This window comes from Rhodanobacter sp. BL-MT-08 (assembly GCF_054161255.1).
Genome location: NZ_CP167872.1, coordinates 1,683,802 through 1,708,824, shown reverse-complemented (window position 1 = coordinate 1,708,824; position 25,023 = coordinate 1,683,802). Strand labels below are relative to the sequence as shown.

General features: G+C 63.2%; 24 protein-coding genes and 1 pseudogene. 14 read left to right on the top strand and 11 right to left on the bottom strand.

What is annotated here, in order from left to right:
• Nucleotides 1-17 precede the first annotated feature (17 nt).
• From ACDK93_RS07440 to ACDK93_RS07430, 3 genes are all read left to right on the top strand, one after another.
• Entirely contained in the window at nt 18-1,010 is a 993-nt protein-coding gene (locus ACDK93_RS07440) for an NAD(P)/FAD-dependent oxidoreductase (protein ID WP_458071969.1), read from the top strand.
• A gap of 142 nt (nt 1,011-1,152) precedes the next feature.
• Nucleotides 1,153-2,085 carry an ATP-grasp domain-containing protein gene (locus ACDK93_RS07435; RefSeq protein ID WP_458071968.1) on the top strand — a complete coding sequence of 311 codons (933 nt, stop codon included), beginning with the start codon at nt 1,153-1,155 and terminating at the stop codon, nt 2,083-2,085.
• A complete protein-coding gene (locus ACDK93_RS07430; RefSeq protein WP_458071967.1) occupies nt 2,082-3,116 on the top strand; it encodes an LLM class flavin-dependent oxidoreductase in 1,035 nt (344 codons plus the stop codon). The genes ACDK93_RS07435 and ACDK93_RS07430 overlap by 4 nt, the downstream gene beginning before the upstream one ends.
• A gap of 129 nt (nt 3,117-3,245) precedes the next feature.
• On the opposite strand, the gene ACDK93_RS07425 is transcribed toward ACDK93_RS07430, so the two are convergent.
• From ACDK93_RS07425 to ACDK93_RS07410, 4 genes are all read right to left on the bottom strand, one after another.
• On the bottom strand, nt 3,246-3,635 hold the full coding sequence (locus ACDK93_RS07425; RefSeq protein WP_458071966.1) for a hypothetical protein: 390 nt from the start codon (nt 3,633-3,635) through the stop codon (nt 3,246-3,248).
• Nucleotides 3,636-3,797: 162 nt separating this feature from the next.
• On the bottom strand, nt 3,798-5,432 hold the full coding sequence (locus ACDK93_RS07420; protein ID WP_458071965.1) for a diguanylate cyclase domain-containing protein: 1,635 nt from the start codon (nt 5,430-5,432) through the stop codon (nt 3,798-3,800).
• A 24-nt stretch (nt 5,433-5,456) separates the two neighbouring features.
• Entirely contained in the window at nt 5,457-6,947 is a 1,491-nt protein-coding gene (locus ACDK93_RS07415) for an RAD55 family ATPase (RefSeq protein WP_458071964.1), read from the bottom strand.
• Entirely contained in the window at nt 6,944-7,465 is a 522-nt protein-coding gene (locus ACDK93_RS07410; RefSeq protein ID WP_458071963.1) for a hypothetical protein, read from the bottom strand. Before ACDK93_RS07410 ends, ACDK93_RS07415 begins: the two co-directional genes overlap by 4 nt.
• Before the next feature lie 120 nt (nt 7,466-7,585).
• On the opposite strand from ACDK93_RS07410, the gene ACDK93_RS07405 reads away from it, so the two are divergent.
• Nucleotides 7,586-9,295, top strand: a complete 1,710-nt coding sequence (locus ACDK93_RS07405) for an FAD-dependent oxidoreductase (protein ID WP_458071962.1) — start codon at nt 7,586-7,588, stop codon at nt 9,293-9,295.
• Nucleotides 9,292-9,597, top strand: coding sequence for a UBP-type zinc finger domain-containing protein (locus ACDK93_RS07400; protein ID WP_458071961.1), 306 nt, complete (start codon nt 9,292-9,294; stop codon nt 9,595-9,597). The genes ACDK93_RS07405 and ACDK93_RS07400 overlap by 4 nt, the downstream gene beginning before the upstream one ends.
• 45 nt (nt 9,598-9,642) lie before the next feature.
• Here ACDK93_RS07400 and ACDK93_RS07395 read toward each other — a convergent pair whose 3' ends face one another.
• Together ACDK93_RS07395 and ACDK93_RS07390 are read right to left on the bottom strand one after the other, a co-directional pair.
• Nucleotides 9,643-10,332, bottom strand: coding sequence for a glycosyltransferase family 2 protein (locus tag ACDK93_RS07395; RefSeq protein ID WP_458071960.1), 690 nt, complete (start codon nt 10,330-10,332; stop codon nt 9,643-9,645).
• A gap of 244 nt (nt 10,333-10,576) precedes the next feature.
• Nucleotides 10,577-11,935 (bottom strand): carbohydrate-binding protein, encoded by a 1,359-nt coding sequence (locus ACDK93_RS07390; RefSeq protein ID WP_458071959.1) that lies wholly within the window; start codon nt 11,933-11,935, stop codon nt 10,577-10,579.
• Nucleotides 11,936-12,905: 970 nt separating this feature from the next.
• On the opposite strand from ACDK93_RS07390, the gene ACDK93_RS07385 reads away from it, so the two are divergent.
• From ACDK93_RS07385 to ACDK93_RS07375, 3 genes are read left to right on the top strand one after another with little or no spacing between them, the layout of a single operon-like run.
• Nucleotides 12,906-14,330, top strand: a complete 1,425-nt coding sequence (locus tag ACDK93_RS07385; protein ID WP_458071958.1) for a circularly permuted type 2 ATP-grasp protein — start codon at nt 12,906-12,908, stop codon at nt 14,328-14,330.
• Nucleotides 14,330-15,271 (top strand): alpha-E domain-containing protein, encoded by a 942-nt coding sequence (locus tag ACDK93_RS07380; RefSeq protein ID WP_458071957.1) that lies wholly within the window; start codon nt 14,330-14,332, stop codon nt 15,269-15,271. The genes ACDK93_RS07385 and ACDK93_RS07380 overlap by 1 nt, the downstream gene beginning before the upstream one ends.
• Before the next feature lie 2 nt (nt 15,272-15,273).
• Complete coding sequence (locus tag ACDK93_RS07375; RefSeq protein ID WP_458071956.1) at nt 15,274-16,101, top strand: transglutaminase family protein; 828 nt, start codon at nt 15,274-15,276, stop codon at nt 16,099-16,101.
• A 23-nt stretch (nt 16,102-16,124) separates the two neighbouring features.
• Here ACDK93_RS07375 and ACDK93_RS07370 read toward each other — a convergent pair whose 3' ends face one another.
• Entirely contained in the window at nt 16,125-16,388 is a 264-nt protein-coding gene (locus ACDK93_RS07370; protein ID WP_458071955.1) for a DksA/TraR family C4-type zinc finger protein, read from the bottom strand.
• A gap of 153 nt (nt 16,389-16,541) precedes the next feature.
• Entirely contained in the window at nt 16,542-17,816 is a 1,275-nt protein-coding gene (locus ACDK93_RS07365) for an MFS transporter (protein ID WP_458071954.1), read from the bottom strand.
• Nucleotides 17,817-17,972: 156 nt separating this feature from the next.
• Here ACDK93_RS07365 and ACDK93_RS07360 point away from each other — a divergent pair, with 156 nt between their 5' ends.
• From ACDK93_RS07360 to ACDK93_RS07350, 3 genes are read left to right on the top strand one after another with little or no spacing between them, the layout of a single operon-like run.
• Nucleotides 17,973-18,650 (top strand): sigma-70 family RNA polymerase sigma factor, encoded by a 678-nt coding sequence (locus ACDK93_RS07360; RefSeq protein WP_458071953.1) that lies wholly within the window; start codon nt 17,973-17,975, stop codon nt 18,648-18,650.
• On the top strand, nt 18,647-19,000 hold the full coding sequence (locus ACDK93_RS07355; protein ID WP_458071952.1) for a hypothetical protein: 354 nt from the start codon (nt 18,647-18,649) through the stop codon (nt 18,998-19,000). Before ACDK93_RS07360 ends, ACDK93_RS07355 begins: the two co-directional genes overlap by 4 nt.
• A gap of 29 nt (nt 19,001-19,029) precedes the next feature.
• Nucleotides 19,030-19,599, top strand: coding sequence for a hypothetical protein (locus ACDK93_RS07350; RefSeq protein ID WP_458071951.1), 570 nt, complete (start codon nt 19,030-19,032; stop codon nt 19,597-19,599).
• A gap of 30 nt (nt 19,600-19,629) precedes the next feature.
• Here the strand turns inward: ACDK93_RS07350 and arsC are convergent, their stop codons facing one another.
• Together arsC and arsH are read right to left on the bottom strand one after the other, a co-directional pair.
• Nucleotides 19,630-20,034 carry an arsenate reductase (glutaredoxin) gene (gene arsC / locus ACDK93_RS07345; RefSeq protein WP_458072373.1) on the bottom strand — a complete coding sequence of 135 codons (405 nt, stop codon included), beginning with the start codon at nt 20,032-20,034 and terminating at the stop codon, nt 19,630-19,632.
• A 141-nt stretch (nt 20,035-20,175) separates the two neighbouring features.
• Nucleotides 20,176-20,781: pseudogene (arsH, locus tag ACDK93_RS07340) on the bottom strand (arsenical resistance protein ArsH); the annotation flags it as partial.
• A 116-nt stretch (nt 20,782-20,897) separates the two neighbouring features.
• Between arsH and ACDK93_RS07335 the strand changes: the two are divergent.
• The 3 genes from ACDK93_RS07335 to ACDK93_RS07325 all read left to right on the top strand — a co-directional run bounded on the left by ACDK93_RS07335 (nt 20,898) and on the right by ACDK93_RS07325 (nt 22,948).
• The gene (locus ACDK93_RS07335) at nt 20,898-21,413 is read left to right on the top strand and encodes an arsenate reductase ArsC (protein ID WP_458071950.1); all 516 of its coding nucleotides are present in this window, start codon (nt 20,898-20,900) and stop codon (nt 21,411-21,413) included.
• On the top strand, nt 21,410-22,498 hold the full coding sequence (gene arsB, locus ACDK93_RS07330) for an ACR3 family arsenite efflux transporter (protein WP_458071949.1): 1,089 nt from the start codon (nt 21,410-21,412) through the stop codon (nt 22,496-22,498). Before ACDK93_RS07335 ends, arsB begins: the two co-directional genes overlap by 4 nt.
• Nucleotides 22,499-22,570: 72 nt before the next feature.
• Nucleotides 22,571-22,948, top strand: a complete 378-nt coding sequence (locus ACDK93_RS07325; RefSeq protein ID WP_458071948.1) for an ArsR/SmtB family transcription factor — start codon at nt 22,571-22,573, stop codon at nt 22,946-22,948.
• 137 nt (nt 22,949-23,085) lie between these two features.
• Here the strand turns inward: ACDK93_RS07325 and ACDK93_RS07320 are convergent, their stop codons facing one another.
• Nucleotides 23,086-24,987, bottom strand: a complete 1,902-nt coding sequence (locus ACDK93_RS07320; protein WP_458071947.1) for a potassium transporter Kup — start codon at nt 24,985-24,987, stop codon at nt 23,086-23,088.
• Between the last annotated feature and the right edge of the window lie 36 nt (nt 24,988-25,023).

Sequence of the window (25,023 nt, the reverse complement as noted above, 5' to 3'; positions counted from 1 at the left end):
GCATCAAGGTTCAACGCATGCCGCACGATCGTAAAACCCACTCGCCGCGCATCGCCGTCATCGGAGCCGGCATGGCCGGCATCAGCTGCGCACACGCGCTGCAGCAGCGCGATTTCGCCGTCACGCTATTCGATAAGAGCCGCGGCATCGGCGGCCGTCTCGCTACCCGACGCACCGATGGCGGCGAACGCTTCGACCACGGCGCGCAGTACATCACCACGCGCTCGGCCGACTTCAGCGCTTTCATCGACAGGCTTCGACACGACGGCGCTGCGGCGCAATGGCAGCCGCGCCTGGGCACCGACGCGGCGCATCACCCGTGGTTTGTCGGTACGCCCGGCATGAGCGCGCTGCTGAAACCGCTGGCGCAGGATCTCGACATCCGCCTCAGCACGACAGTCAGCGCGCTGGAACGAAGCGGGGACAGCTGGCGGCTGCGCAGCGCCGACGGCGCACTCTCCGAACCCTACGATGTGGTGATCAGCACCGCGCCGCCCGTGCAAACGCACGCGCTTGTCGAGGTCGACCCGACCATGCAAGAAGCGCTCGATGCGGTAAGCATGGCGCCGTGCTGGACTTTGATGATCGCGTTCGCCAAACCGCTCGATGTGGACGTCGACGCGCGCCGCTTCGATGAGGGCGCCATCTCGTGGCTGGCACGGCAGGCGTCGCGGCCAGCACATGGCGGAAATGCGCACGCCTGGGTTGTGCATGCGGGCGCCGAGTGGAGCGCGGAGCATCTGGAACTGACGCCCGAGCAGGCAGCAAGCGCAATGCAGCAGGAGCTGGCTCGCGCCGTTGGTCAGGCATTGCCAGACACCATCTTCGTCCAGGCACACCGCTGGCGTTACGCGATGACTACGCAGGCGCTTGGCCGGCCTTTTCTCGCCAATAATGATCGCAGCCTGTTCGCCGGCGGCGACTGGTGCCTTGGCGCGAGTGTGGAGTGCGCATACCAGAGCGGCGCGGCGATCGCCGAAGCCGTCTCGAAGAGGCTGCGCACCGACTGACCGCGCCGTTGCACAACTTTTATTCTGTCTGACGAAACACCGCATGCCGCGGCAAATGGCCGTCCAAATATCGCTGTCAGTTGACAATCCGTATCGCTCGTGTCGACCATGGGCGTCCGCTTATTCCAAGAAACCACTTCTCATGTCCAATCAGCCCGCACTGGCGATCGTTTACGAGCACCCCGAGTGGTTCAAGCCACTGTTCGCTGTGCTGGATCGCCGCGGCGTCGACTATCAAACCTTTCCATTTGAAAATCACTACTTCGATCTGGCAGACAAGCACGCGCCAGCACCGGTGGTGTTCAGCCGGCTGGCGATGAGTTCGTTTCTGCGCCAGGACGAACACCCGATCTTTTATGCGCAAGCGCTGTACGCGCACTGGGAGTTGAACGGCGCGCACGTGATCAACGGCAGCAAGGCGCTGGCCATCGATGCGAACAAGGCGCGCCAGCTGTCGGTGATCCAGTCGCTGGGGCTGGATATTCCCGCCACGCGCGTGGTGCATCGCCAGGCCGATATCGTCGCGGCAACGCAGGGCCTGCGCTTTCCGGTCATCGTGAAGGTGAACATCGGCGGCTCGGGCGCCGGCGTGTCTCGCTACGACAGCGTCGACGAACTGAAGCAGGCCGTGGCCGATGACAGCACGCCCAAGGGCATCGACAGCGTGCTGCTGGTGCAGGAATACGTGCCGGCGAAAGACAAACACATGGTTCGCATGGAAACGCTGGACGGCAAGTTTCTTTACGCCATCTCGCTCAACACCGACGGCGGCACGTTCGACCTGTGCCCCGCCGACGTCTGCATGATCGACAAACCCACCGTCACCGTGCAGGAATTCAAGCCCGATGCGCAGGCGATCAAGGCGGCCGAGGCGATTGCACGCGCGTCGGGGCTGGACATCGGCGGCATCGAATACATGATCGACGAACGCGACGGCGCGCGCCGCTTCTACGACATCAACGGGCTATCCAATTTCGTGGCCGATCCGCTCAACGTGCTGGGCTGGGACCCGCACGAAAAGCTGGTCGACTATCTGATCAACGTGATCGCGTCCAAGCGGGAGAAGGCAGCATGAAGTACGGATTCTGGGCCCCGGTATTCGGCGGCTGGCTGCGCAATATCCGCGATGAAAATATGGAAGCAAGCTGGGACTATCTCAGCAAGCTGTGCATTCGCGCCGAGCAGATCGGCTATGACCTGACCCTGGTCGCCGAGCTCAACCTCAACGACATCAAGGGCGTCAACGAACCGGCGCTCGACGCCTGGTCCAGCGCCGCTGCGCTGGCCGCGGTGACGAAGAAGCTGGAGATCATGGTGGCGGTGCGGCCGAATTTTCATCAGCCCGCGCTGTTCGCCAAGCAGGCCGCGAACATCGACCGCATCTCCGGCGGGCGCCTCGCGCTCAACGTGGTGTCGTCCTGGTGGGCCGACGAGGCCACGCAGTACGGCCTGCAGTTCGATCAGCACGATGACCGCTACGGCCGCACCAACGAGTGGCTGCAGGTGGTCGACGGCCTGTGGACGCAGACACCGTTCAATTTCAGCGGCGAGCGCTACCAGCTGAAGGACGCGATCTGCGAGCCCAAGCCGATCTCCTCGCCGCGTCCGACCATCTACGCCGGCGGCGAGTCCGAAGCGGCCAAGACGATGATCGCCCGGCGCTGCGACGCCTACGTCATGCACGGCGACGAGCCGGCCTTCATCGCCGAAAAGATCGCCGACATGCGCGCACGCCGCGAGAAAGAAGGCCTGCCGCCGATGATCTACGGCATGGCGGCCTACGCCATCGTGCGCGATACCGAGGCCGAGGCGCTGGCCGAAGTCGAGCGCATCACCACGCTGGACCCGGAAGCCGCGGGCTTCGCCAATTTCGAGCAGTGGCTTTCCGGTACCCAGCTGGAGCGCGAGATGAAAATCAAGGAATACTCGGTCTCCAATCGCGGCCTGCGTCCCGGCCTGGTCGGCACACCCGAGCAGGTGCGGGCGCGCATCGAGGAATTCTCCGCGGTCGGCCTGGATCTGCTGCTGCTGCAGATGAGCCCGCAGCTGGAAGAGATGGAGCGTTTCGCGGCGCAGGTGATCTCTCGTCCGGCGGTGACCGCCTGAGGCGATCAGCCTGCAAGTCTTTTGCAGGCTGATCGGCTCAGGCCGTAGCGAGGAATCGAAGAATCGTCAGCACGCCTGCCGGCCGCGATCGGCGAGCGCGACTTGCCCGTTGCTGTCGGACTGGCCGTCTCAAATCGATCGAAGCAGCCTGTCCAACATCGTTCCGCCGAATATTCCGGTCAGCAGACCGTGGAAAGTGTCAAGAAGAGAAGCCAGGATGGCCCTGCCATATTCGGGCTCGTGCTCGATCAGTGCTGCTGCGAGGCCGGCAAACTTGCCCGTGCTCCGTGCGCACTCGTGGGCACCAGCAAGACTGGGATGCAGCCCGGCCGTCAAATCCAGAGTTCTCCGGTAGATCGCGGCAACACCGCTTTCTTCAAAGATCGGTGCGAGTGCGGCCTCGATCTCGGGCCATAGCGATACGGCAAAAGTGGCTATCGTTGCCGCGTCCGCGTCTTCGCCCATGCATTTTTCGAGCATGATGCCAATGCCCTGCGGATCATCCTTTCGAAACGGCATGCGCTGGTTGCCCGTGGAGAACGCGGCATGCGCTCATCAGAGCACGATGTAGAGCCATCCCGTGATTGGAAAGTAAGCGAGGCATAAAAATATGCTTCGGCGCGGGGCTCTCGCCGCGGAAATTTTCTATCCGCCGAAAAAATCGGCCCGCGAACGACCGTCTCAGATTTTTGATGTAGCCGTCGGTCGGTGGTCCATCGGCAGCGTCACGATGAATTCGCTACCCAGATTTCGCCCGGCGCTGTTTCCCGTTACCGTGCCCTGATGTGCCTCGGCCAGCTCCCGAACCACGGCAAGCCCGATACCCAGTCCGCCGCTGGAATGATCGAGCGCGCGTGCATCCTGCACGAACAGATCGAAGACATGCGGCAACGCCTCGGACGAAATGCCGATGCCGTTATCGGACACGATGATAACCATCGAGCGCTCGCGCACCACCAGCGCCAGGGAGACCTCGCCACCTTCCTGCGTGTATTTCGAGGCGTTATCCAGCAGATTGTTGAATACCTGCGTCAGCCGCACGCGATCGCCGTGAAAATTCAGCGGTGGGGACGGCAGATCGACCGTCATGCGCTGCCCGCGCGACTCCATCGCCGGACGGCTCGCTTCGATCGCCAGCCGCAGTACGTCGATCATGTCCACGTCGCTGCGCTCCAGCCGCAGTTTGCCCGTGCTGATACGCGAGCCGTCGAGAAGATCGCCGATAAGTCGTGACATGTGCGTCACCTGGTCGTCGATGATCAGCTGGAGGCGCGACAGCGACAGCTCGTCATTGGTCTGCCGATCGATCAGCAGGCTGGCCGCCAGCCGGATCGGCGTGAGCGGATTGCGCAGCTCGTGCGCCACCATCGCCATGAACTTGATCTGCTGACGATGCGCCTCGCGCGCATGCGCTTCCAGCTCCTGCGCGGTGAGCGCTGCCATCACCAGGCGCTCGTTGGCCTCGCGCAGATCGGCGAGCCGATTTTCCTCGTCCAACGGCAGCCATGCGTGATGGACCAGCGGCATCAGCGGGATCAGGGTCGAACGCGAACCCGGCTCGTTCGGCGGCACGTCGCTGTGGAACGCATAACCGCCCGGCGCCCTGCGCTTGGACTGATACATGGCGACGTCGGCACGATCGATCAGCGTGGCCATATCCAGTCCGTCTTCCGGATACATGGCAATGCCGATGCTCGCGGAAAGCTGCAGCCGCACTTCGCCGACCGAGCTGGGCAAGGCAATCGCCGCCAGCAGCATCTCGGCGATACGCGCAGCGTCAGACGCCTGCGCCACGTGCGTGAGCAGCACGAGGAACTCGTCGCCGCCGTGCCGGCTGACCGTGTCGCCGTCCTGCAGCACCGACTCCAGCCTGCTGGCCACGACTTGCAGCACGGCATCGCCACCGGCATGGCCGAGCGTGTTGTTGATCGTCCTGAAGTGATCCAGATCGAGAAAGAGCAAAGCAAGACGGCTGTTCTGCTGGCTTGCCGTGGTCATCGCCAGGGTCAGGCGGTCGAACATCAGTGCACGATTGGCGGTATGCGTCAGCGCATCGCGCTGGCTGGAATAAGTCAGCTCGCTGAGATTGGCTACCGCGGTTTCCGCAATCGATTCGGCGCTCAGCACCGCCAGCACCAGTCGTCCGTTGGCTTCAAGCATTTGTGTGACGCGATTGCTGCTCACCTCCAGCCGCACGTCCTCCAGCTGCTGCCGCAACCTCACCAGATCCGCTCGCAGGTCGTCCGCCTGTCCGTTGAGCAACGCCAGTGACTGCGTGGCCTCGGCAACGGTGAGCGGATCGGTCCGGTCGGTCACGGCGTCGACGGCATGATGCGGTACTTATCCATCGTCGGCTCGGCTCGCCGGTCCATTCATGCCGCCGCCGCTGCGGGTGGGCCGCCCGCCCAGCAAGCCCTCGTAGCCGGCCAGCATCTCGTCGATCTTGATGCCGTCATCGTCGATATGGAACAGATGCAGCGCGTTCGAGTGGGCGCTGGCGCGGATCTTCACCACCGCCATCACGCGCTTGAGTCGGCCCTCCACCTCGATATACCGCTGCACGATGATGGCGTCGGTGAGAAACGCCGTGCCGTAGGGGCTGAAGCGCAACTCGCTGTAGCGATCCTCCAGCTCGGAGGTCATCAATACGGTGACGCCGATATCGGTAAGCGCCGAAACCAGGCGCGATAGCGACTCTCTAAAATCCTCGCGGAAGGTCGGCGCCAGCGCCAGCTCGAAACCGGACAGCGAATCGATCACCACACGGCTGGCCTTGAGCCGCCGGATCTCCGCGATCAGCAGCATGGTGATTTCGTCAACGGACAGGGCGAGCGAACGGGTATCGACGACAGCGACGCGATCGCGTTCAATCAACTCGGCAAGTACCGGACCGCGCGACTGCTTGGGACGCTGTTCGAACGCGGCGATGACGCCGGTTTCGCCAGCCCGGGCACCTTCGGCCAGAAAAGCCGATGCCAGAATGCTCTTGCCCGAACCCGATGGCCCGGCAACCAGCAGCGAATAGCCGCGCGGAAGGCCGCCGCCCATCATGGCGTCCAGCTTGGGCACACCCATCTTCATGCGTTTGTCGGCATCCAGGGCGGGCTGCCAGTCGGTCAACGGCGCCAATGCCGGTGGAGCGAATACCTGGATGCCGCTGTCGCCGATGCGAAACGTGTGCAGACCCGGAAGCGACGGCTGCCCGCGCATCTTCATGATCTCCATCTTGCGTACCATCGAATTGCTCTGCACGCTCTGCCGCAGCCAGATCAAGCCGTCGGCCACCGTGAATACCGGGCTGGGATCGTCATCGCTGAAGTATTCGCCGAGCAGAAAGGTGGTGGCCTGCCAACTCGTCATCAGCATGCCCAGCTGCTGGACGAACTGCTGCAGACTGATGAACGGATTGCTGTCGCCTTCGCCGGCAAGAATTACCGAACGAAACGAATCGACAAATACCAGCGAGGGGCCATGGGCCTCGACTTCGGCGATCACGCGTGCCAGGACCTTGGAAAGGTCGCCGGTGGACGTTTCTTCCGCCAGGTTGATGAAATGAATCGACTGGCCGACCTTCTCGGTATCGAAAAACTCGAACTGCTGCTGATAGCGGAACATCTTCAGCGGTGGTTCGCCCAGCACGGTGAAGTACAATGCGGGCCGCTTGGGCGTGGCCAGGGCGAACATCATCTGATGCGCCAGCGTGGTCTTGCCCGACCCCGGCGGCCCGGCGATGAGGTTGAAGGAAAATTCCGGCAGACCGCCGCCGAACACCTCGTCCAGTCCGGGTACTCCCGTGGCAAGGCGATTGATGATGGCTTTGACCCTGGTCATGAAGCATTGTCCTTCGCGGCATCGCCGCTGGATGGCTTGTCCCACACCGAACGCAGCAGACGCTCGAACAGCGAGCCGCCGATCAGGTGGGTAAGAAGATCGTGGAAAGTGATCAGCAGAGAAATAATCGCAGCTAACGCTTCGGTGGGTGTCTGTTGCGACAACGCGGTCTCCAGACCAACAAAATCACCGGCGCGCACAGAGCCCTCATAGGCAGTCACCAGAAACGGATGGTCGACCAGGGTCAGATACAGGCTGCGCTTGTACAAAGCGGCTACACCGGGCTGACCGATGATCGGGGACAAGGCCACATCGACATCGCGCCATATCAACAACGCTGCAGCGGCAATCGTTGCGGCATCCGCATCCTCACCCACCCGTCGGGCAAGCATGGCTCTGATACCGTGTGCGTCAGCCTGCATCAGTACATCCATGAAACGCGAATCGTGCGCGTTTTGCTCTTCCATGGTACGCGTTAACGGCTCGCGCATGGCGTTTGTTGCAATCGCCTTGATCAACGGGCCTCATGTCAGGGGCACCCCGCGCTGACGCGGACGAGCGAGCGTCCATGCCCGCGCTTGCCAGCCTGCATCGCGGCGGCGAGACTGACCGGACACTCAGCGGACGGACGAAAAAACATGCGCCTGGCCGAGACGCGTCACGATCAGCTGTTCCCCACCCTGTGTGCCGTGCAGGTCGCCATGGCGCAACGGTTTGCGGCAGCGCCGCCGCAGCGGTTCGCCCCCGGCGAAACGCTGTACGCGCTGGGCGAGCGGCATGCGCCGGTGTTTATCGTGACGGCAGGCGAAGTGCGCATCACCCGCGGGCACGCGACCGGCGAGGACCAGCTGATTACCGTGCTGCCGATCGGCGGCATCACCGGCGAAGTGAGCCAGCTCGGTGGCCGTTCGGCGCTGGCCGAGGCGCGCGCGGGTGAGAACGGCTGCGAAGCATTGCGCTTCGATACCAATCAGCTGCGCGCCCTGATCGTCGGCTCTGCGGAAATTGGCGAAATCATCATGCGTGCGTTCCTGCTGCGGCGCACGGCGCTGATCGCCGAAGGGGCCAACACCCTGCTTGCCGGGCGCCCCGGCGAGGCGGCGCTGTTGCGGCTGCAAGGTTTTCTCACCCGCAACGGCCACCCGCATTCGTTGCTGGACGTGGCCGACGGCGGTGAAGGTCAGGCGCTGGTCGAACGATTCGGCGTACACGATGACGAGCTGCCCATCGTGCTCTGCCCAAACGGCTCGCTGCTCAGGCAACCCAGCGAGGTGGACCTGGCGGCCTGCCTGGGCATGACGCCCGAACTCGACCCCGATCGGGTCTACGACGTCGCCGTCGTCGGCGCGGGCCCGGCCGGTCTGGCGACCGCGGTGTACGCGGCGTCCGAAGGCCTGTCCGTGCTGGTGCTTGATACGCGTTCGTTCGGCGGTCAGGCGGGCGCCTCCGCGCGTATCGAAAATTATCTGGGCTTTCCCACCGGTATCTCCGGTCACGCCCTGGCCGCGCGTGCGTTCACCCAGGCGCAGAAGTTCGGCGCTGAAATCGCCATTCCGGTGACAGTGAACAAACTGGAATGCGGGGGCGATGAACGCCAATCCGGCGACTTGTTCACGCTGCGGCTGGCGAGCGGCCTCGGCATGCGGGCGCGCAGCGTCGTGGTGGCTTCCGGCGCACGCTACCGGCGCATTGATATCGAAAATCTGGGCTTGTTCGAAGGCGCCGGCGTGTCGTACTGGGCCTCGCCGGTAGAAGCCAAGCTGTGCGAAGGCGAAGAGATCGCCCTGGTCGGCGCCGGCAATTCGGCGGGACAGGCGGTGGTTTTCTTGGCGCCCCGGGTCAAACACCTTCATCTGGTGATACGCGGTGAATCGCTGGAGGCGTCGATGTCGCGTTATCTCATCGAACGCATCACCGCGGTGCCCAACGTTACCCTGCATACGCGCACCGAAGTCATCGCACTGCAGGGCGATGTGAGCAGCGGCTTGACCGGCGCCACTTTCCGCCAAAGCGATAGCGGCGCCGAGTGGAACAGCCCGCTGCGGCATCTTTTTTTGTTCGTCGGTGCGGATCCCAACGCTGCCTGGCTGGATGGCTGCAACGTCGAGGTCGATGCGAAGGGCTTCATCTGCACCGGCCAGCCCGGCACCGGACCGTTGTGGTCGTCCGTCGGACGTGAACCGCTGGCGCTGGAAACGAGCGTGCCCGGCATCTTTGCCATTGGCGACGTGCGTGCCGGCTCGACCAAGCGCGTTGCCGCGGCGGTAGGCGAAGGCGCACAGGTCGTTGCCGCGCTGCATCAGGTGCTTGCCGCCTCTCCTGTCCGACTGCCGGAATCGAATAGATGAGTGATTACTGCAAACATGTCGCCAGCATTGCCGAAGTCATGCCGCGGACGCTGGGCTGCGAGGAATGCCTGCACACCGGTTCGACCTGGGTCCATCTTCGACTGTGCCGCACCTGCGGCCATGTCGGTTGCTGCGATCAGTCACCCGGTCGCCATGGCACCGCGCATTTTCACGCCACCGGGCATCCAATCATCGAAGGCTATGATCCGCCCGAGGGCTGGGGCTGGTGTTTTATCGACAATACCCTGGTCGATCTGCCCAACCAGACCCCGCAGCTAGGGCCGATACCCCGGTATGTGTGAAGCGGGCGGCCAGACCCGTTCAAAGCGGCAGATGCCTATGGACGTCTAAGCGTCCGCCGCATGCCCCGCCTCTGCCGGCATCCGGTCTTCGGACACGCCGAATGCGCGCAGGCGATTCTGCGTGATGGTATCGGCATGATCGCGGTGATAGACGTACGAGCGCTCGCGCAGCTTGCGACTGCGCACGCCGCCAACCACCAGTTTCTTCACCAGCGCTGAATCCTCGGCATAGCGGATCTCGGGGAAACCGCCGACCGCCAGTATGGCCTCGCGCCTGACCACGATCATGCCCACGCCCAGGCAACGGTCGACGTGGATCATCTGGCCGGGATGGTGCCGGCAAGGCACCAGCGGATCGCCCACGACGCGCATTGGCGAAATCCACATGTCGACCGTGGGATCGGATGCAATCGCCGCGCGACGCCGCGCCAGATGCGACGGTTCAAACTCGTCGTCGCTGTCGAGAAAGGCGATCCATGGTGCGCGGGCCTCGGCCAGCAGGCGATTGCGTGCCACCGACTGGCCGCCGTTTTCGTGCTTCCAGCAGCGCACGCGCCGGTCGCTCGCCTGCCAGTCGCACAGCAGCGGCCAGGTGTCGTCGGTTGAGCCGTCGTCCGCTACCAGCAGCTCCCAACTCGCCTCCGTCTGGCCCAGCACCGACGCGAGCGCGCGTCCGAGCAGCGCGGCGCGGTTGTAGGTCGGCATGACGATCGAAAAAAGCGGCGGCGCGGGCATGTCACGGATCGTAGTGGCGAACGCCGCGTGCGGGCGCGAATGCGTCCATCTGACGCACAGGCAGGGCTTGAACGCTTGTCGGTAGCGCGTGCGATCGACCCGCCTTTCGCATACCGTGCGCCTCCCGCAACAATCGCCCGCGCAGCAAGGTGGCGATCTCCTGCGCGGGCGATTGCCTTATGAAACCCCAGAGGAAGCATCGACAGCCGCACTCTGCGCACGACTGTCGATGGGAGCCGCCGCGCTACTGGCGGCCGAGGTCGTGCAGGAAACGATTGGTGTACTGCAGCGCCGTGCTGCCGCTGACCGAGTTGCACGTCGGCGAAGCGTAGCCCGAATTGCTCGAACACGGCGTGTCGCGGTCCAGTGACCAGAAGTGAATGCCGGCCAGCTTGTTGCTCACCGCGTAGGCGGTCAGCGTGTCCACATCGGTCAGCGAAAACACCTCACTGGAGACGTCGTTGACGCCGACCATCGGGGTCAGCTCGATCTGGCTGGCCGGGGTGCCGTACGTGTGCTGCAGGTTCTGTACCGCCTGGATCGCTGACTGTCCCATATTGCAGACACCGTTGGCGACCACGCAGACGCCGGCGCTGGGGCCGCCGAAATCCATCACCATCAGGTTGATCGTGTAATTGCTGAGGTTGGCGCTCTTGATCGACTTCATCACCATGTCGCCGAGCGAATTGAGTCCGCCGTAGCTGCCGTCCGATGCCGCCAGCGTGGCCAGCGTGAAGGAGAAGCGCAGGTTCGGATACAGCGTGTGCGCGTAAGCCACTTCGGTGATCAGGCTGCTGATCTGCGCCTGCGTCTGCCCGCCTTCGATGTCGAAATCCACGCCGACCAGATGCGAGGAGTTATAGGTCGACAGGAACTTGGCCATGCCCGCTGGCGTGGAGCAGGTGAACGTGCCCGCCTGACCGCCAGTCGAAAGGACGTAGTTGAGCCCGGCGTTGGCGAGCGGCTGCACGTTCGCGCCGGCAAAGCTTGCCGCCGGAATGCCGCCCCAGTTCTCGCTGCCGCATTCGCCCGAGGCGAAGGCCAGCGTAATCGCGCCGAGGTTGGGTTCGGCGGTCGACACAAGGCTGCCGCTGCCCACGACGGGAATCGCCGTACCGGTCACCGCCGTCTGCATGACGTTGGTATTCCAGTTGAGATTGATGGTCACGTCCTTGTACGGACTGAACAGCAGGCTTCCGGGCGCAGGGGCTGGCGCGGGGGCCGGTGACGGCGCGGGAGCAGGCGAAGGTGCCGGTGAAGGTGAAGGCGCCGGTGCGCCGCCGCTGCAGGAGCCCTGCGAAGTCCACGGCTGGCCGGAGCCCGCGCCGCCGCTGTTGGTTGCCGGGTCATTGCCCTGCGTCCACCAGTTGGCGACATAGTTGACGCCGTTCTCGCTGGCGGTGTTGCCGCCGGTATACACCTGCGACGCGCTCCAGGCTGCCGCACAGCTGGTCGCGCTCGCGGCGTGAACCGACTGCACCGGCGCCGCGGCCAGCAAGGCCATGGAAAGACCGGTGGCGGCAACGCTGCCGAACGCGCCGAGCGCCATGCGTAAACATTTGGCGGGCTGCTTTACAAAAGGTGACGGGGGTTTAAGTGACATGTCGTGCTCTCCGGATGGGCCTGCATCAATTCGAGTGAATTACCGAGGCAGATCACGGCCGCGATCCGATCAGCCATGGGGGATAGGCGCCTCATTGCATCCATGCACGCTACCGCTTGTTATGCGCTGGATGTCCTGTGATAGGACTAAATGACAACGTTGTCTATTGGAAAAAATCGCATCTGTGATCGCGCGCGTGAATTGTTGCTAAGCACCACCAAAATGCTGCTGCAGTGCGTGCGCTCCGTTTGTTTTGTTGCCGCTGCGGCATGCCGCGACGACACTCGGCTGCACGCCTTGTCTGACGGCCTATCGCGCTGCACCAACGGCCAGAACCGTCGCAATTCAGCGGATCGTCCGCGCTGCCCGGGCTTTAGATGTCCACGCAAACACGCCGCGGACTGCAAGGCGGCTGATGAAAAAGCGCGTCTCGAGTAACGGGCTTGGAGATGGCGCAATCGTATGCATCTCAGCCGAGGCGTTCATGCAGGGCGAAGCGTCATTCATGGCACTGTATGACAACGTTATCCAACTAACGAGTTCACTGCGGAACAACAAAGCATCGGCGCAATCGCATGGCGTTGATCGTCAGACGAACGGGACGCGAATACGGCCTACCGCATTTTTTAATGCCTCAGTCTCGACGATGGCAGAGGCTGTCGACAGAAATCGAGCCCGGCGCGCACTGACCGCAGCAGGCAGATGGCCAGCTTCCAAGTTCTTGGAGGCGCGCGAAGCGTGTGCCGGCGCGCCTGCACGCGATCTGGATGCACGGAAATTGCACGCTCGCTCTGCGATTGTCCGCCGGTTGCCGCGGCGCGTATTCGGGCCATGGTTGCCGTGGCGACGAAACACTTCGACATGGATCGGTCACCCGCGGTAATGTCGAGCCGTCCAAACAGAATTCAGCATCAACCGTTTTTCACCACAGCGACGTATCGTCGCTGTGGCTGCCCAACCAGGAGTTTTGATGGCCGACGCAACCCCTGTATTCGACGAGATGGGCTGGCCGGACAATGTTCGCGCCCCTTACGCGTTGATCGATTCCTGGCTCAAATCGATGCCGCCCGAACAGCTGGCGCTGAAGCGCCGCGAAGCGGAAGTATTGTTTCGCCGCATCGGCATCACTTTTGCGGTGTATACCGAAGGTGGCGACCCGGAGCGGCTGATCCCGTTCGACTTCATCCCGCGCGTGATGGCGCAGGCAGAATGGGTGCGCCTTCGCCAGGGCCTCGAGCAGCGCGCCAAGGCCTTGAACGCCTTCATTCATGACGTGTACCACGATCGCGATATCGTGCGTGCCGGCCGTATTCCGGAAAAGCTGATCCTGCACAACAGCGAGTTCCGGCCGGAAATGGCCGGTCTCGATCTGCCCGGACACATGTATTCGCATATTGCCGGTATCGACATGGTGCGCACCGGCCCGGACGACTACTACGTGCTCGAGGACAACTGCCGCACGCCCTCGGGCGTGTCGTACATGGTCGAAAACCGCGAGGTGATGCAGCGGCTGTTTCCCGATCTGTTCCGACGCAATCGCGTCGCGCCGGTCGCGCACTACCCCGACGAGTTGCTCGCCACGCTGCGTTCGCTGGCGCCGCCCAACTGTCCCGGCGAACCGACCGTGGTGCTGCTGACCCCAGGCATTCACAACAGCGCCTATTACGAGCACGCGTTTCTGGCCGACGAGATGGGCATCGACCTGGTCGAGGGCGCTGATCTGGTGGTCGATAAGGACGTTTGCTATCAGCGCACCACGGCGGGCCTGGCGCGTGTCGACGTGATCTACCGCCGCATCGACGACGACTATCTCGATCCGCTGGTGTTCAAGCCGAACTCGATGCTCGGCGTCCCCGGCCTGCATTTTGCCAACCGAGCGGGCAATCTCACGCTGACCAACGCCATCGGCGCCGGCATCGCCGACGACAAGGCCGTCTATATCCACGTGCCGGAAATGATCCGCTTCTATCTCGGCGAAGAGCCGCTGCTGCGCAACGTGCCCACGCACGACTGCAGCAAGCCGGACGAGTTGCGCTACGTGCTGGAGCATCTCGACGAGCTGGTGGTCAAGGCGGTGCACGGCTCTGGCGGCTACGGCATGCTGGTCGGCCCGCACGCCAGCCGCACTGAGCTGGAGGACTTCCGCGCCCTGCTGAAGACGCGCCCGCAGGACTACATCGCGCAGCCGACGCTGGCACTGTCGACCGTGCCGACCTTTGTCGATGCGGGCATCGCGCCGCGCCACGTTGACCTGCGGCCGTTCGTGCTGTGCGGCGCCGATCGCATTCGCGTGGTGCCGGGCGGCCTTACCCGCGTGGCACTGAAAGAGGGTTCGCTCGTGGTGAACTCATCACAGGGCGGCGGCACCAAAGACACCTGGGTACTGGAAAGCTGATGCTGGCACGCACCGCAGAAAACCTGTTCTGGCTCTCGCGTTATATGGAACGCGCCGACTATGTCGCCCGCCTGCTGCAGGTGGCCGGCCAGATGAACGCCGTTCGCGTCGACAGCGAACGCAATAGCGAGTGGGAGTCCGCGATCGTCGCGGCCGGCGGCAGCGAGAGCTACTACGCGCGCCATGAAACTGCCGACGAGCCGTCGGTGATCCAGTTCCTCGCCTTCGATGCCGACAACCCCTCCTCCATCGTCAACTGCATCGAAGTCGCGCGCCGCAATGCGCGCGCCGTACGCACCGCGCTGACGGCCGACATGTGGGAAGCGGTCAACACCACCTGGCAGGAGCTTTCCACCTACCGCAACACGCCGATGACCGAGGACCTGCTGTCCGAATTTCTCGAATGGGTGAAGTCACGCGTCGGTCTGTTCCACGGCGTGTGCTCGAACGCGATGCTGCGCCGCGACGGCTTTCACTTCGTGCGCGTCGGCCAGTATCTCGAACGCGCCGATAACACCGCGCGGCTGCTGGACGTGAAGTATCACGTGAAGCTTCCCTCGGTGAACGACGTCGGCGGCGTGGTCGATTACTACCAGTGGCTCGCCATTCTGCGCGTCGTTGGTGCACGCCGCGCCTACCGCGTGATGTTCAAAGGTCAGGTCGAGCCTGCCCATGTGGCCGAGCTGTTGATCATGCGCGGCGAGTTTCCGCGTTCGCTGGCATTTTGCTACAACCAGATCACCCAGCATCTCGATCTCATCGAGGACCAGGACCCGCAGCGCGCCGCCGAAGCCAAACGGCAGGCGCATGCGATCTACACCAATCTTCGTTACGGCCGGATCGACTACATCATCAACAACGGCCTGCACGAATATCTCACCGACCTGATCGTTCGCACCGAGGCACTGGGCGCGCAAATCTCCGAAGGACATCTTTTTTAATCATGCAGCTGACCATCGTTCACGACACCGTCTACCGCTACGGTCAGGCCGCCAGCATGATCATCCAGGCGCTGCGCATGTGGCCCGCGCCAAGTGCCGGGCAAACGGTCAGCAGCTGGCAGGTGGATGTCGACGGACGTCGACTGCAGCCCACCTGCAGCGACGGCTTCGGCAATCCTGTCGCCACCCACACCATCGACCGCAGCGTGGAGACCCTGCGTCTGTCGGTGCGCGGGGCGGTCAACACGCGCGACATGCACGGCGTGCACGGCGATCGGAAAGAGCTGCTGCCGCCGATGTTCTATCTGTCCTCGACGCCACTGACGGAAAGCAATGCCGAGATCGATGATCTTGCAAAATCGTCGGCTGGGGATGGCGCGGATCTTGAGCGCCTGCATCGGCTGACCAACGGCGTGCGCGATCGCATCGACTACCTGCCCTATCAGACCGACGCGGAAACCACGGCGATCGAGGCTTTTGCGGCCGAGGCCGGCGTGTGCCAGGACCATGCCCATGTGTTGATCGCCGCCGCCCGCTCGCTGGGCTTTCCGGCCCGCTACGTCAGCGGCTACCTCTGCCCTGTCGAAGGCACCGCGGCCGCCAGCCACGCGTGGGCGGAGATTTTCGTCAGTGACCTTGGCTGGCTGGGTTTCGACGCTGCCAATCGGCAGTCGCCGGACGAGCGCTACGTTCGCATCGCCTGCGGCCGCGACTATCGCGACGCCGCGCCGGTGCGCGGTGTTCGACTTGGCGGCATCGCCGAATCGCTCGAGGTGCAGGTGACCATCGCCGAATCCGCGCTGTCCCAGTCGCAGTCGCAATCCTGGTAGTCGCCACGTTCGAGCCTTGGCATTCAGCGCAGCTGACTGTCCTTGCTGCCGCGCCGGTTGTAGATGCCCGCGGCCTGCTCTTCGTCGTGCGCTTCCTGGCACGCCACGCACAGCCGCACGCCCGGCACGGCCTTGCGGCGTGCCTCGGGAATCTTGGCCTCGCACTCCTCGCAATGGGCGAGGCCCGGGCCCTGCCGCAGCTGGCGGCGCGCCCGCGTCACCGCATCGTTTACGGTGGCGTCGATCTGATCCTGCACGGCGCCGTCGCCGGCCCAACCGGTTGCCATAACAAACCCTCCATCTTGCCAATGCCTCAGAGCCTGCTCGCTTCCGCATGAAACCCGTGTCTGGAAAAGATGGGGACACTTCCGGGCATCTCCAGCGGCCGGCCCTGCGCCCTTCAGACACATGCGTTTTACGGAGAGGCGGCGCTGCGGATATCAGTCCGCCGATCGCGGCGTCGCCAGCAGCGCCAGCAGTGTGAGCACCGCCGCCGCCGACAGGTAGTAGCCCACGTAGGACAGTCCGTAGCTTCTGGCTAGCGACGTGGCGATATATGGCGCCAGCGAGGCACCAAAGATGCCGGCCATATTGAACGCCAGCGACGCCCCGGTGTAGCGCACGGCGGTGGGAAACATCTGCGCCAGAATCGTGCCCAGCGGCCCGTAGGTCAGACCCATCACACCCAGCCCAATCGCCAGAAATACCAGCACGCTGCCGCTGCTGCCCGCGGCAAACAGCGGCGCAAAGCCGATGCCGAAGGCAATGATCAGCACCGTGGAAAGAATCATCGTGAAACGGTTGCCACAGCGATCGGCCAGGATCGCCGACAGCGGGATGGTCGCGCCGAAGAAAAGCACGCCGACCATCTGCAGTATCAGGAACTGCTCGCGTGAATAGCCCAACCTGGTCGTCGCCCAGCTCAGTGCGAACACCGTCATCAGATAGAACAGCACAAACGTCGCCAGCGCGGCGAAGGTGCCCGCCAGCAGAGCTCCGGGGTACTTGGTGATCACCGTAACCATCGGCAGCTTGACGCGCTCGTGGTGCGCCATGGCCTCGGCGAACGCGGGCGTCTCCTGCAGCTTCAGCCGCATCCACAGGCCGATCAGCACCAGCACGGCGCTGGCCAGAAACGGCACGCGCCAGCCCCAGGCGAAAAAGGCCTGATCGCCGATGCCCTGCGTCAGCCACAGAAACAGCCCGCTGGAAAAGAAAAAGCCGATCGGCGCGCCAAGCTGCGGAAACATGCCGTACCAGGCCCGCTTGCCCGGCGGCGCGTTCTCGATCGCCAGCAGCACCGCACCGCCCCATTCGCCGCCGAGGCCCAGGCCCTGACCAAAGCGGCACAGCGCCAGCAGCAGCGGCGCAACCACGCCGATGCTTGCGTAGGTCGGCAGCAGGCCAATGGCCACCGTTGAAATACCCATGGTCAGCAGTGCCGCTACCAGGGTCGCCTTGCGCCCGACCCGATCACCGAAATGCCCGAACACCGCCGAACCGATCGGCCGCGCAAAAAACGCCAGCGCAAACGTGGCGAATGACTGCAGCGCCGCCGACGCCGGATCGGCCGACGGGAAAAAAAGCTTCGGAAAAACCAGCACCGCCGCCGTGGCGTAGATATAGAAATCGAAGAACTCGATCGTCGTACCGATCAGGCTGGCGAACAGAATGCGGCTCGGCGAATTGGCGGGCGCGGCAGCAGCTTGAGTCATTCCAGAGTGTTCCGGCAGTGCAGTTGGTTCGATTCTGCCAGAGGAAACCCTTCGCGACAGCCGCAGCAGAAAATCGCCGTGAAAAAAGTGCCGCGCGGTTAACCCCATGGCAGGCAATCCAGCGATTATTGGATATCACGGTAAGGAATTGGAGCCATGGAAAGCGCGTGTACGGGGTCACTGCACTGGAGTCTCGCCGAAGCGCTGGCGTTTGTGCGCCATCCCAAATCCTCGCAAGCGGTCGCCAGCGTGGAAAGAACGCGTGCCGAGACGAGCGATGCGACCGACGAGGCATGCATGATCGAATACCAGCGGGGCAATAACCGTGCGTTCCAGACGCTGTATTTTCGCTACCGCGAAAAGCTGCACCGCTACCTGCTCAGACTGGCCGCCCACCCCAGCGAAGCCGAAGAGGTGTTTCAGGAAGTCTGGATTGCCGTCATCCGCAGCAAGGATCGTTACCAGCCGAGCGCCGGCTTCGCGGCGTGGCTGTTCTCCATCGCGCATCGTCGCGCTTCCGACCGCTGGCGCGTGCTCAGTCGGCATGCGCCCGACTGGCAGAGCCACGGCAGCGATTTGGCTCAGCTCGATTCGCCGGCGCCGTCGTCGCAATCGCCAGAGCGATTGGCCCACAGCGAAGAACTCGGACAGGCGTTGCTCGAGGCGATAAGTCATCTTCCGCCGCTGCAGCGGGAAGCTTTTCTGATGAAAGCGGAGGGGCATTTGAGCCTTGATGACATTGCATTGGCTACAGAGGTATCCCGCGAAACCGTCAAGAGTCGATTGCGCTATGCACAGCAGCGCCTGCGCGCTGCGCTGGAGGCATGGCAATGAACGATGAGCCGCTGGACGATCTTGTCAGGCTGTATCGCAAGGTCGCGCAGGAAGCGCCGCGCGCCACCGTCGATGCACGAATTCTGGAAATCGCCGGCGCCAACCGTCGCTCACGGGCGCAAACAATGCGCTGGTCGTGGCTTGCCGGCGCCATCGCTGCCGGCGTAATGATCTGGCTGACCGCCCGGCACAGCGCATCGGCGCCAATGCCAGTGCAGCATGCCGCCAGCAGTGTGACGCCCGGATATCTCGACGGGCGCGCGCGCGCTTATCTGCTGCAAATGGATGTCGCGCCGCCGCTCTCGCCCAGTGCGCAATACCTCCTGACGCAAAATACGTCCCCCGAGTAATTCCCGATAACCGCTTCACGGAGAAACGCATGAAAAGCACTTTTGCTCTCGCCTTGAGTCTCGGCTGTTTGCTGGCGGCCAACTGCCATGCGAGCACGCCCGAAGGCTGGTTTGTCGCCGGATCAAAACCGGCCGATTACGTCATGGGCAGCGAACCGGGAACCCGTCGACCTGATAGCCGCAATGCATTCATTCGGGCAAAGACCGACAGCGACGGATTCGGCACGTTGATGCAGACCATCAGCGCCGCCAACTACCAGGGCAAACGCATACGGCTGTCGGGCTACCTGCGCACGAAGGACGCCGGCAAGGGCCAGATGTGGATGCGCATCGACGGCGACACGGCGGGCAAGATCCTCGGCTTCGACAATATGGAACAGCGCGCGCTGCAGGGTGACCAGGCTTGGCGGCGCTGTGACATCGTGCTCGATGTGCCGGCCAACGCAAAGGATATTGCCTTCGGCTTTTTTCTTTCCGGTAAAGGCGAATTATGGGGCGACAGTTTTGCGCTGGACGTTGTTGACAAAGACGTTGCCGTGACCGGGAGCGCGGCGCCACAGATTCCGGATGCGCCGGTCAATCTCGACTTTTCCCAGTGAGTGAATCAGCCGAGTCCTTGCATCAGCGACTCATCCGCGCGGCGAGACCACCTCGCCGTCTTCCTTGACGAAGGGCTCGGAGAACGCGGGAAGAATATCGACAATCCGTTCGGACGGGCGGCACAGCCGTGTGCCCAGCGGCGTCACCACGAAGGGACGGTTGATCAGGATGGGATGCTCGATCATCGCGTCCAGCAGCGCATCGTCGCTGGTGTCCGCCGCATCCAGACCAAGATCGCCACAGATCTTTTCCTTGACGCGCAGGGCTGAGCGAGGGGTCAGTCCGGCATCAGCGATAAGCTGCATAAGCTGCTGCCGGCTTGGCGGATCTTTCAGATACTCGACGATGGTTGGCTCGATGCCGGCATGCCGGATCAAGGCCAGCGTGTTGCGCGAGGTGCCGCAGGCGGGGTTGTGATAAATCGTAGCCGCCATCGGCTGTATCGGTTTCTCTGCAGTTTGAACGGTGCGCACCAAGCCTGCTGCCAGCGACAGCGCACGCGCCTCAACCGCACCTTTTCGCTCGCTGTACCGATCGACCAGGTAATCGCTGCGATCGCGGATCATCAGGATGAACTTGAACAGCTCCTCCATCACGTCCACCACGCGGTCGTAATACGGCGAGGGCTTCATGCGGCCGGCGTCATCGAACTCCGTCCACGCCTTGGCCACCGACGATTGATTCGGAATGGTGACCATGCGCATCCAGCGCCCGAGCAGGCGCAGCGCGTTCACCACGTTGAACGACTGCGACCCGCCGCATACCTGCATCACCGCCAGCGTGCGTCCCTGCGTCGGGCGCACGCTGCCATCCTCCAGCGGCAGCCAGTCGATCTGGTTCTTGAACACGCCGGTCACCGCACCGTGCCGCTCCGGACTCACCCACACCTGCCCTTCCGACCACAGCGACAGTTCGCGCAGTTCGCGCACCTTTGGATGATCAGCCGGCACGCTGTCCAGCATCGGCAGATCGTGCGGATCGAAAACCCGCGTTTCGGCGCCCATCCTTTGCAGAATGCGCTGCGCCTCCAGCGCCAGCTTGCGGCTGAAGGATTGCGGCCGCAGCGATCCGTACAGAAGCAGAATGCGCGGCGGATGCGCGGCACCTTCAGGTAAACCCAGTTTGACCTGGTCGGGAATATCCAGCGCCTGAGCGGTAATGTTGGGCAGTTCGTCGGTCATGGTTTCAGTTGTCATGGGTCAGCCTGATGTTGAGTGATGTCGAAGGTTGCCTTGATTATACTTTTCTATAATTATGGAAATGTCGAATTACAAACAACCGTTAACGGATACCCATCATGCATCCCTGCCGCGTTCTTTTTATCTGCACGGTCAACTCGGCCCGCAGCATTCTCTCTGAAGCCACGCTCAACCATCTGGGCGCAGGGCGCTTTGAGGCTTTCAGCGCCGGTAGTCAGCCCGCGGGGCGGGTCAATACCTATGCGATCAGCGCGCTCAACGCCGCCGGCATTCCGACAAATGGTCTGTCGAGCAAATCATGGGATCGCTTCGTCGGCGCGAATTCGCCACCACTCGATATCGTAATCACCGTATGCGACAGCGCCGCGAAAGAGCCTTGCCCGGTATTGTTCGGCGACTTCGTGCGCGCGCACTGGGGCCTGCCCGACCCCGCCGCCGCACAGGGCAGCTTTGAGGAAATCACGGGAGCCTTTCGCCAGGCACATGCGCTGATTACGCGTCGGCTGCGCGCGATGCTTGCGCTACCTGTTGAAAACATGGAGCCCGCCGAGCTGAAACGATCGCTCGATCGTATCGGCGAAATGCTTTTATCCGACAGCGAGGCACGCACATGAGCAAGCCTCGCAGCAGCGCCAACGCCAACGCCGCCAGCGGCGACGCCCGGCCACGCATCGGTTTTTTTGAGCGCTATCTCACCGTATGGGTGCTGCTGTGCATCGTGGCCGGCACAGCGCTCGGGCATCTGTTGCCGACGACCTTCGAAACGTTGGGGCATTGGCAGGTGGCGCAGGTCAATCTGCCGGTAGCCGTGCTGATATGGCTGATGATTATCCCGATGCTGTTGAAGATCGACTTTGCCGCGATGGGTGGCGTGCGCCGCCAGTGGAAAGGCATTGGTGTCACGCTCTTCATCAACTGGGCCGTCAAGCCCTTCTCGATGGCGCTGCTGGGCTGGATATTCATCCGCCACGTATTTGCCGGTTACCTCCCTGCCGATCAGCTCGACTCCTATATTGCCGGATTGATCCTGCTGGCCGCTGCGCCGTGTACGGCGATGGTCTTCGTATGGAGCAATCTCTGCGGCGGCGAGCCCAATTTCACGCTGAGCCAGGTGGCGTTGAACGACGCGATCATGGTGGTGGCATTCGCACCCATCGTCGCGCTGCTGCTGGGGATCTCGGCAATCACCGTGCCTTGGCATACGCTGATTCTTTCCGTACTGCTTTTCATCATCGTGCCGGTGCTTATCGCCGCGGTTCTGCGGCGCTGGATGCTGGCAAGCGGTGGCGTGCAGGCACTGCAGAATCTGCTGAGCCGGCTGGCGCCGCTGTCACTGGCGGCACTGCTGCTGACGCTGGTGCTGCTGTTCGGTTTTCAGGGCCAGCAGATCATTGCGCAGCCGCTGGTGATCGCGATGCTCGCCGTGCCGATCCTTATCCAGGTCTACTTCAACTCGGGGCTGGCCTACTTGCTCAATCGCGCCTTCGGTGTGCCGCACTGTGTGGCCGCACCCTCCGCACTTATCGGCGCGAGCAATTTTTTCGAACTGGCGGTAGCAACGGCGGTAGGCCTGTTCGGCGTGCACTCCGGCGCCGCACTCGCTACGGTCGTGGGCGTGCTGATCGAAGTGCCGGTGATGCTGTCCGTGGTTCGCCTCGTGACAGTCAGCAAGTCCTGGTACGAAACGCGAACCGTCTGATCGAACGCCTTCTGGCCGCGAGCCTCTACACTGACACAGCCCTCAAGTCACTGAACCATCATCTCCATCAACATGCAGAGCAAACAAGCGGTCACCATACTTTCCGCGCTGGCGCAGGAATCGCGTCTGGCGGTTTATCGGCTGCTGATCGAGCACGCGCCGGAGGGCCTGGCCGCCAGCGTCATCGCGCAGAAGCTTGGCTTGGCCAACGCCACGTTGTCCTTTCATCTGAAAGAGCTGTCGCACGCGGGCCTGGTGGCGAGCCGGCAGGACGGTCGGTTCATCTATTACTCGCCCGTACTCGCGACGATGAATGAGCTGATCGGCTACCTCACCGACCACTGCTGCAGCCAGTCCGGGGGTGCCTGCGCCACCGGCAAGGCCGCACGCAAGCCGGCGACAGTCGCCAAGCCGCGCGCGGCCGCCGCGAAGAAACGCCGCACCGCATAAGATCACGCGCTTTCGCAACCTTCGTAGGTTGGCGCTGAGCGCAGCGAAGCCCAACTTACATACGGCGAAACATGTTGGGCTTCGCTGCGCTCAGCGCCAACCTACGTCAACACCTGCGCCATCGAAAACCGGATGCCTCACACGTCCACGCGCGTGCCGATCTCCACCATGCGGTTGTCGGGCAGATTGAAATGGGTCGTCGCTGCCAGCGCGTTGCGCGCCATCAGCGCAAACAGATGCGCGCGCCACAGCGACATGCCGTGCAACCGGGACGGCACGATATTTTCGCGGCTCGCAAAATAGGTCAGCATCGCTGGATCAAGTTGTTCACCGTCGATGTCCAGGGCGCTCAGCGCTTGCGGCACATCGGTGTCTTCGGCAAAGCCAAAGCGCAGGTTGACCTGGTGAAATCCGTCGCCAAGCTCTACGTGATGCAGGCGATTGTTGCTGGACACGAACGGCGTATTGACGAACTCCAGCGTCAGCACGATGTTGGTGCGGTGGAGCACACGGTTATGCTTCAGGTTATGCAGTAACGCCACCGGCACACCCGCGCTGCGCGCGGTGAGAAACACCGCGCTTCCATCCACGCGATGCGGGGGATGCGCCGCTATGCTGCGAACAAAACTCTTCAGCTCCAGGCCGTCACGGCTCAGGTGATTGATCAGGATTCTTCGGCCGCGATGCCAGGTCGACATGAGCACATACATCACCGCGCCCAGCAGCAGCGGAAACCAGCCGCCGGAACTGATTTTCAGGATATTCGCGCCGAAGAACGCCACATCAATCGTCGTCAGCACAATGCCCAGCGGAATCAGCGCCACATAGCGCCAATGCCACGCAAAGCGCGCGTAGAGCAGCGCCAGCATGGTGGTGGCCAGCATCGTTCCACTCACGGCAATGCCATAGGCTGACGCCAGCGCATCGGATGAGCGGAAGATCAGCACCGCCGCCATCACCAGCACCAGCAGCATCATGTTGATGCCCGGCAGATACACCTGCCCCTCCACGTGATGCGACGTATGCTGCACGCGCATGCGCGGCAGGTAACCCAGCAGCATGGCCTGGCGCGCCATCGAAAACGCACCCGCAATCACCGCCTGCGAAGCGATCACCGTGGCCAGCGCGGCCAGCACGATCATCGGATACAGCAGCGCATGCGGCACCATGCGATAGAACGGCATCACTGCCGCTGCGGGGTCACCCAGCAGAAAGGCGCCCTGCCCGAAGTAGCTCAGCAGCAGGCACGGCAGCGCCAGCGCAAACCACGCCACGCGGATGGAGCCCGCGCCGAAATGGCCCATGTCCGCGTACAGCGCTTCGGCACCGGTGAGCACCAGAATCACCGCGCCCAGCGTCTCAAAACCGCGAAACCCGTTTTTCGCGAAGTAGTGCGCGGCATACATCGGATCGACCGCGATCAACACGTCCGGCCGATCGATCAACCGGTAAACGCCCAGCGACGCGACCACCAGCAGCCACAGCGCCATCACCGGCCCGAAGATCTTGCCGACGTGCGCCGAGCCCACGCGCTGCACGAAAAAAAGCCCCAGAAGAATCACCACGCTGATCGGCAGCACCCAGGCCTTCAGCGCAGGCGCCGCCAGCTGCAGACCCTCGACGGCCGAGAGCACCGATACGGCCGGCGTAATCACGCTGTCGCCAAAAAACAGCGCGGCGCCGATCAGGCCAAGCGCCAGCGACCCCACGAGCAGCGGGCGCGGAATCCTGTCACGGCAGACTTCGCGCGTCAGCGCCATCAGCGACATGATGCCGCCTTCGCCGTTGTTGTTGGCTCGCATGATGAACGCCACGTACTTGCACGACACCACAATGATCAGCGCCCAGAACACCAGCGACAGCAGGCCAAGCACATTGTCGCGACTGGCCGGCACGCCGTGCGAGTCGAACGCCGCCTGCAGCGCATACAAGGGGCTGGTAGCAATGTCGCCAAACACGACGCCGAGCGCGCTCATTACCAGCGCGGCGGAAATCGACTGAACCTTCTGGGCAGGATGCGGATGCGTCTGGCTGTTCACGGAAACGCTCGGTGGAAATCCAGCGCGCAGCTTAAG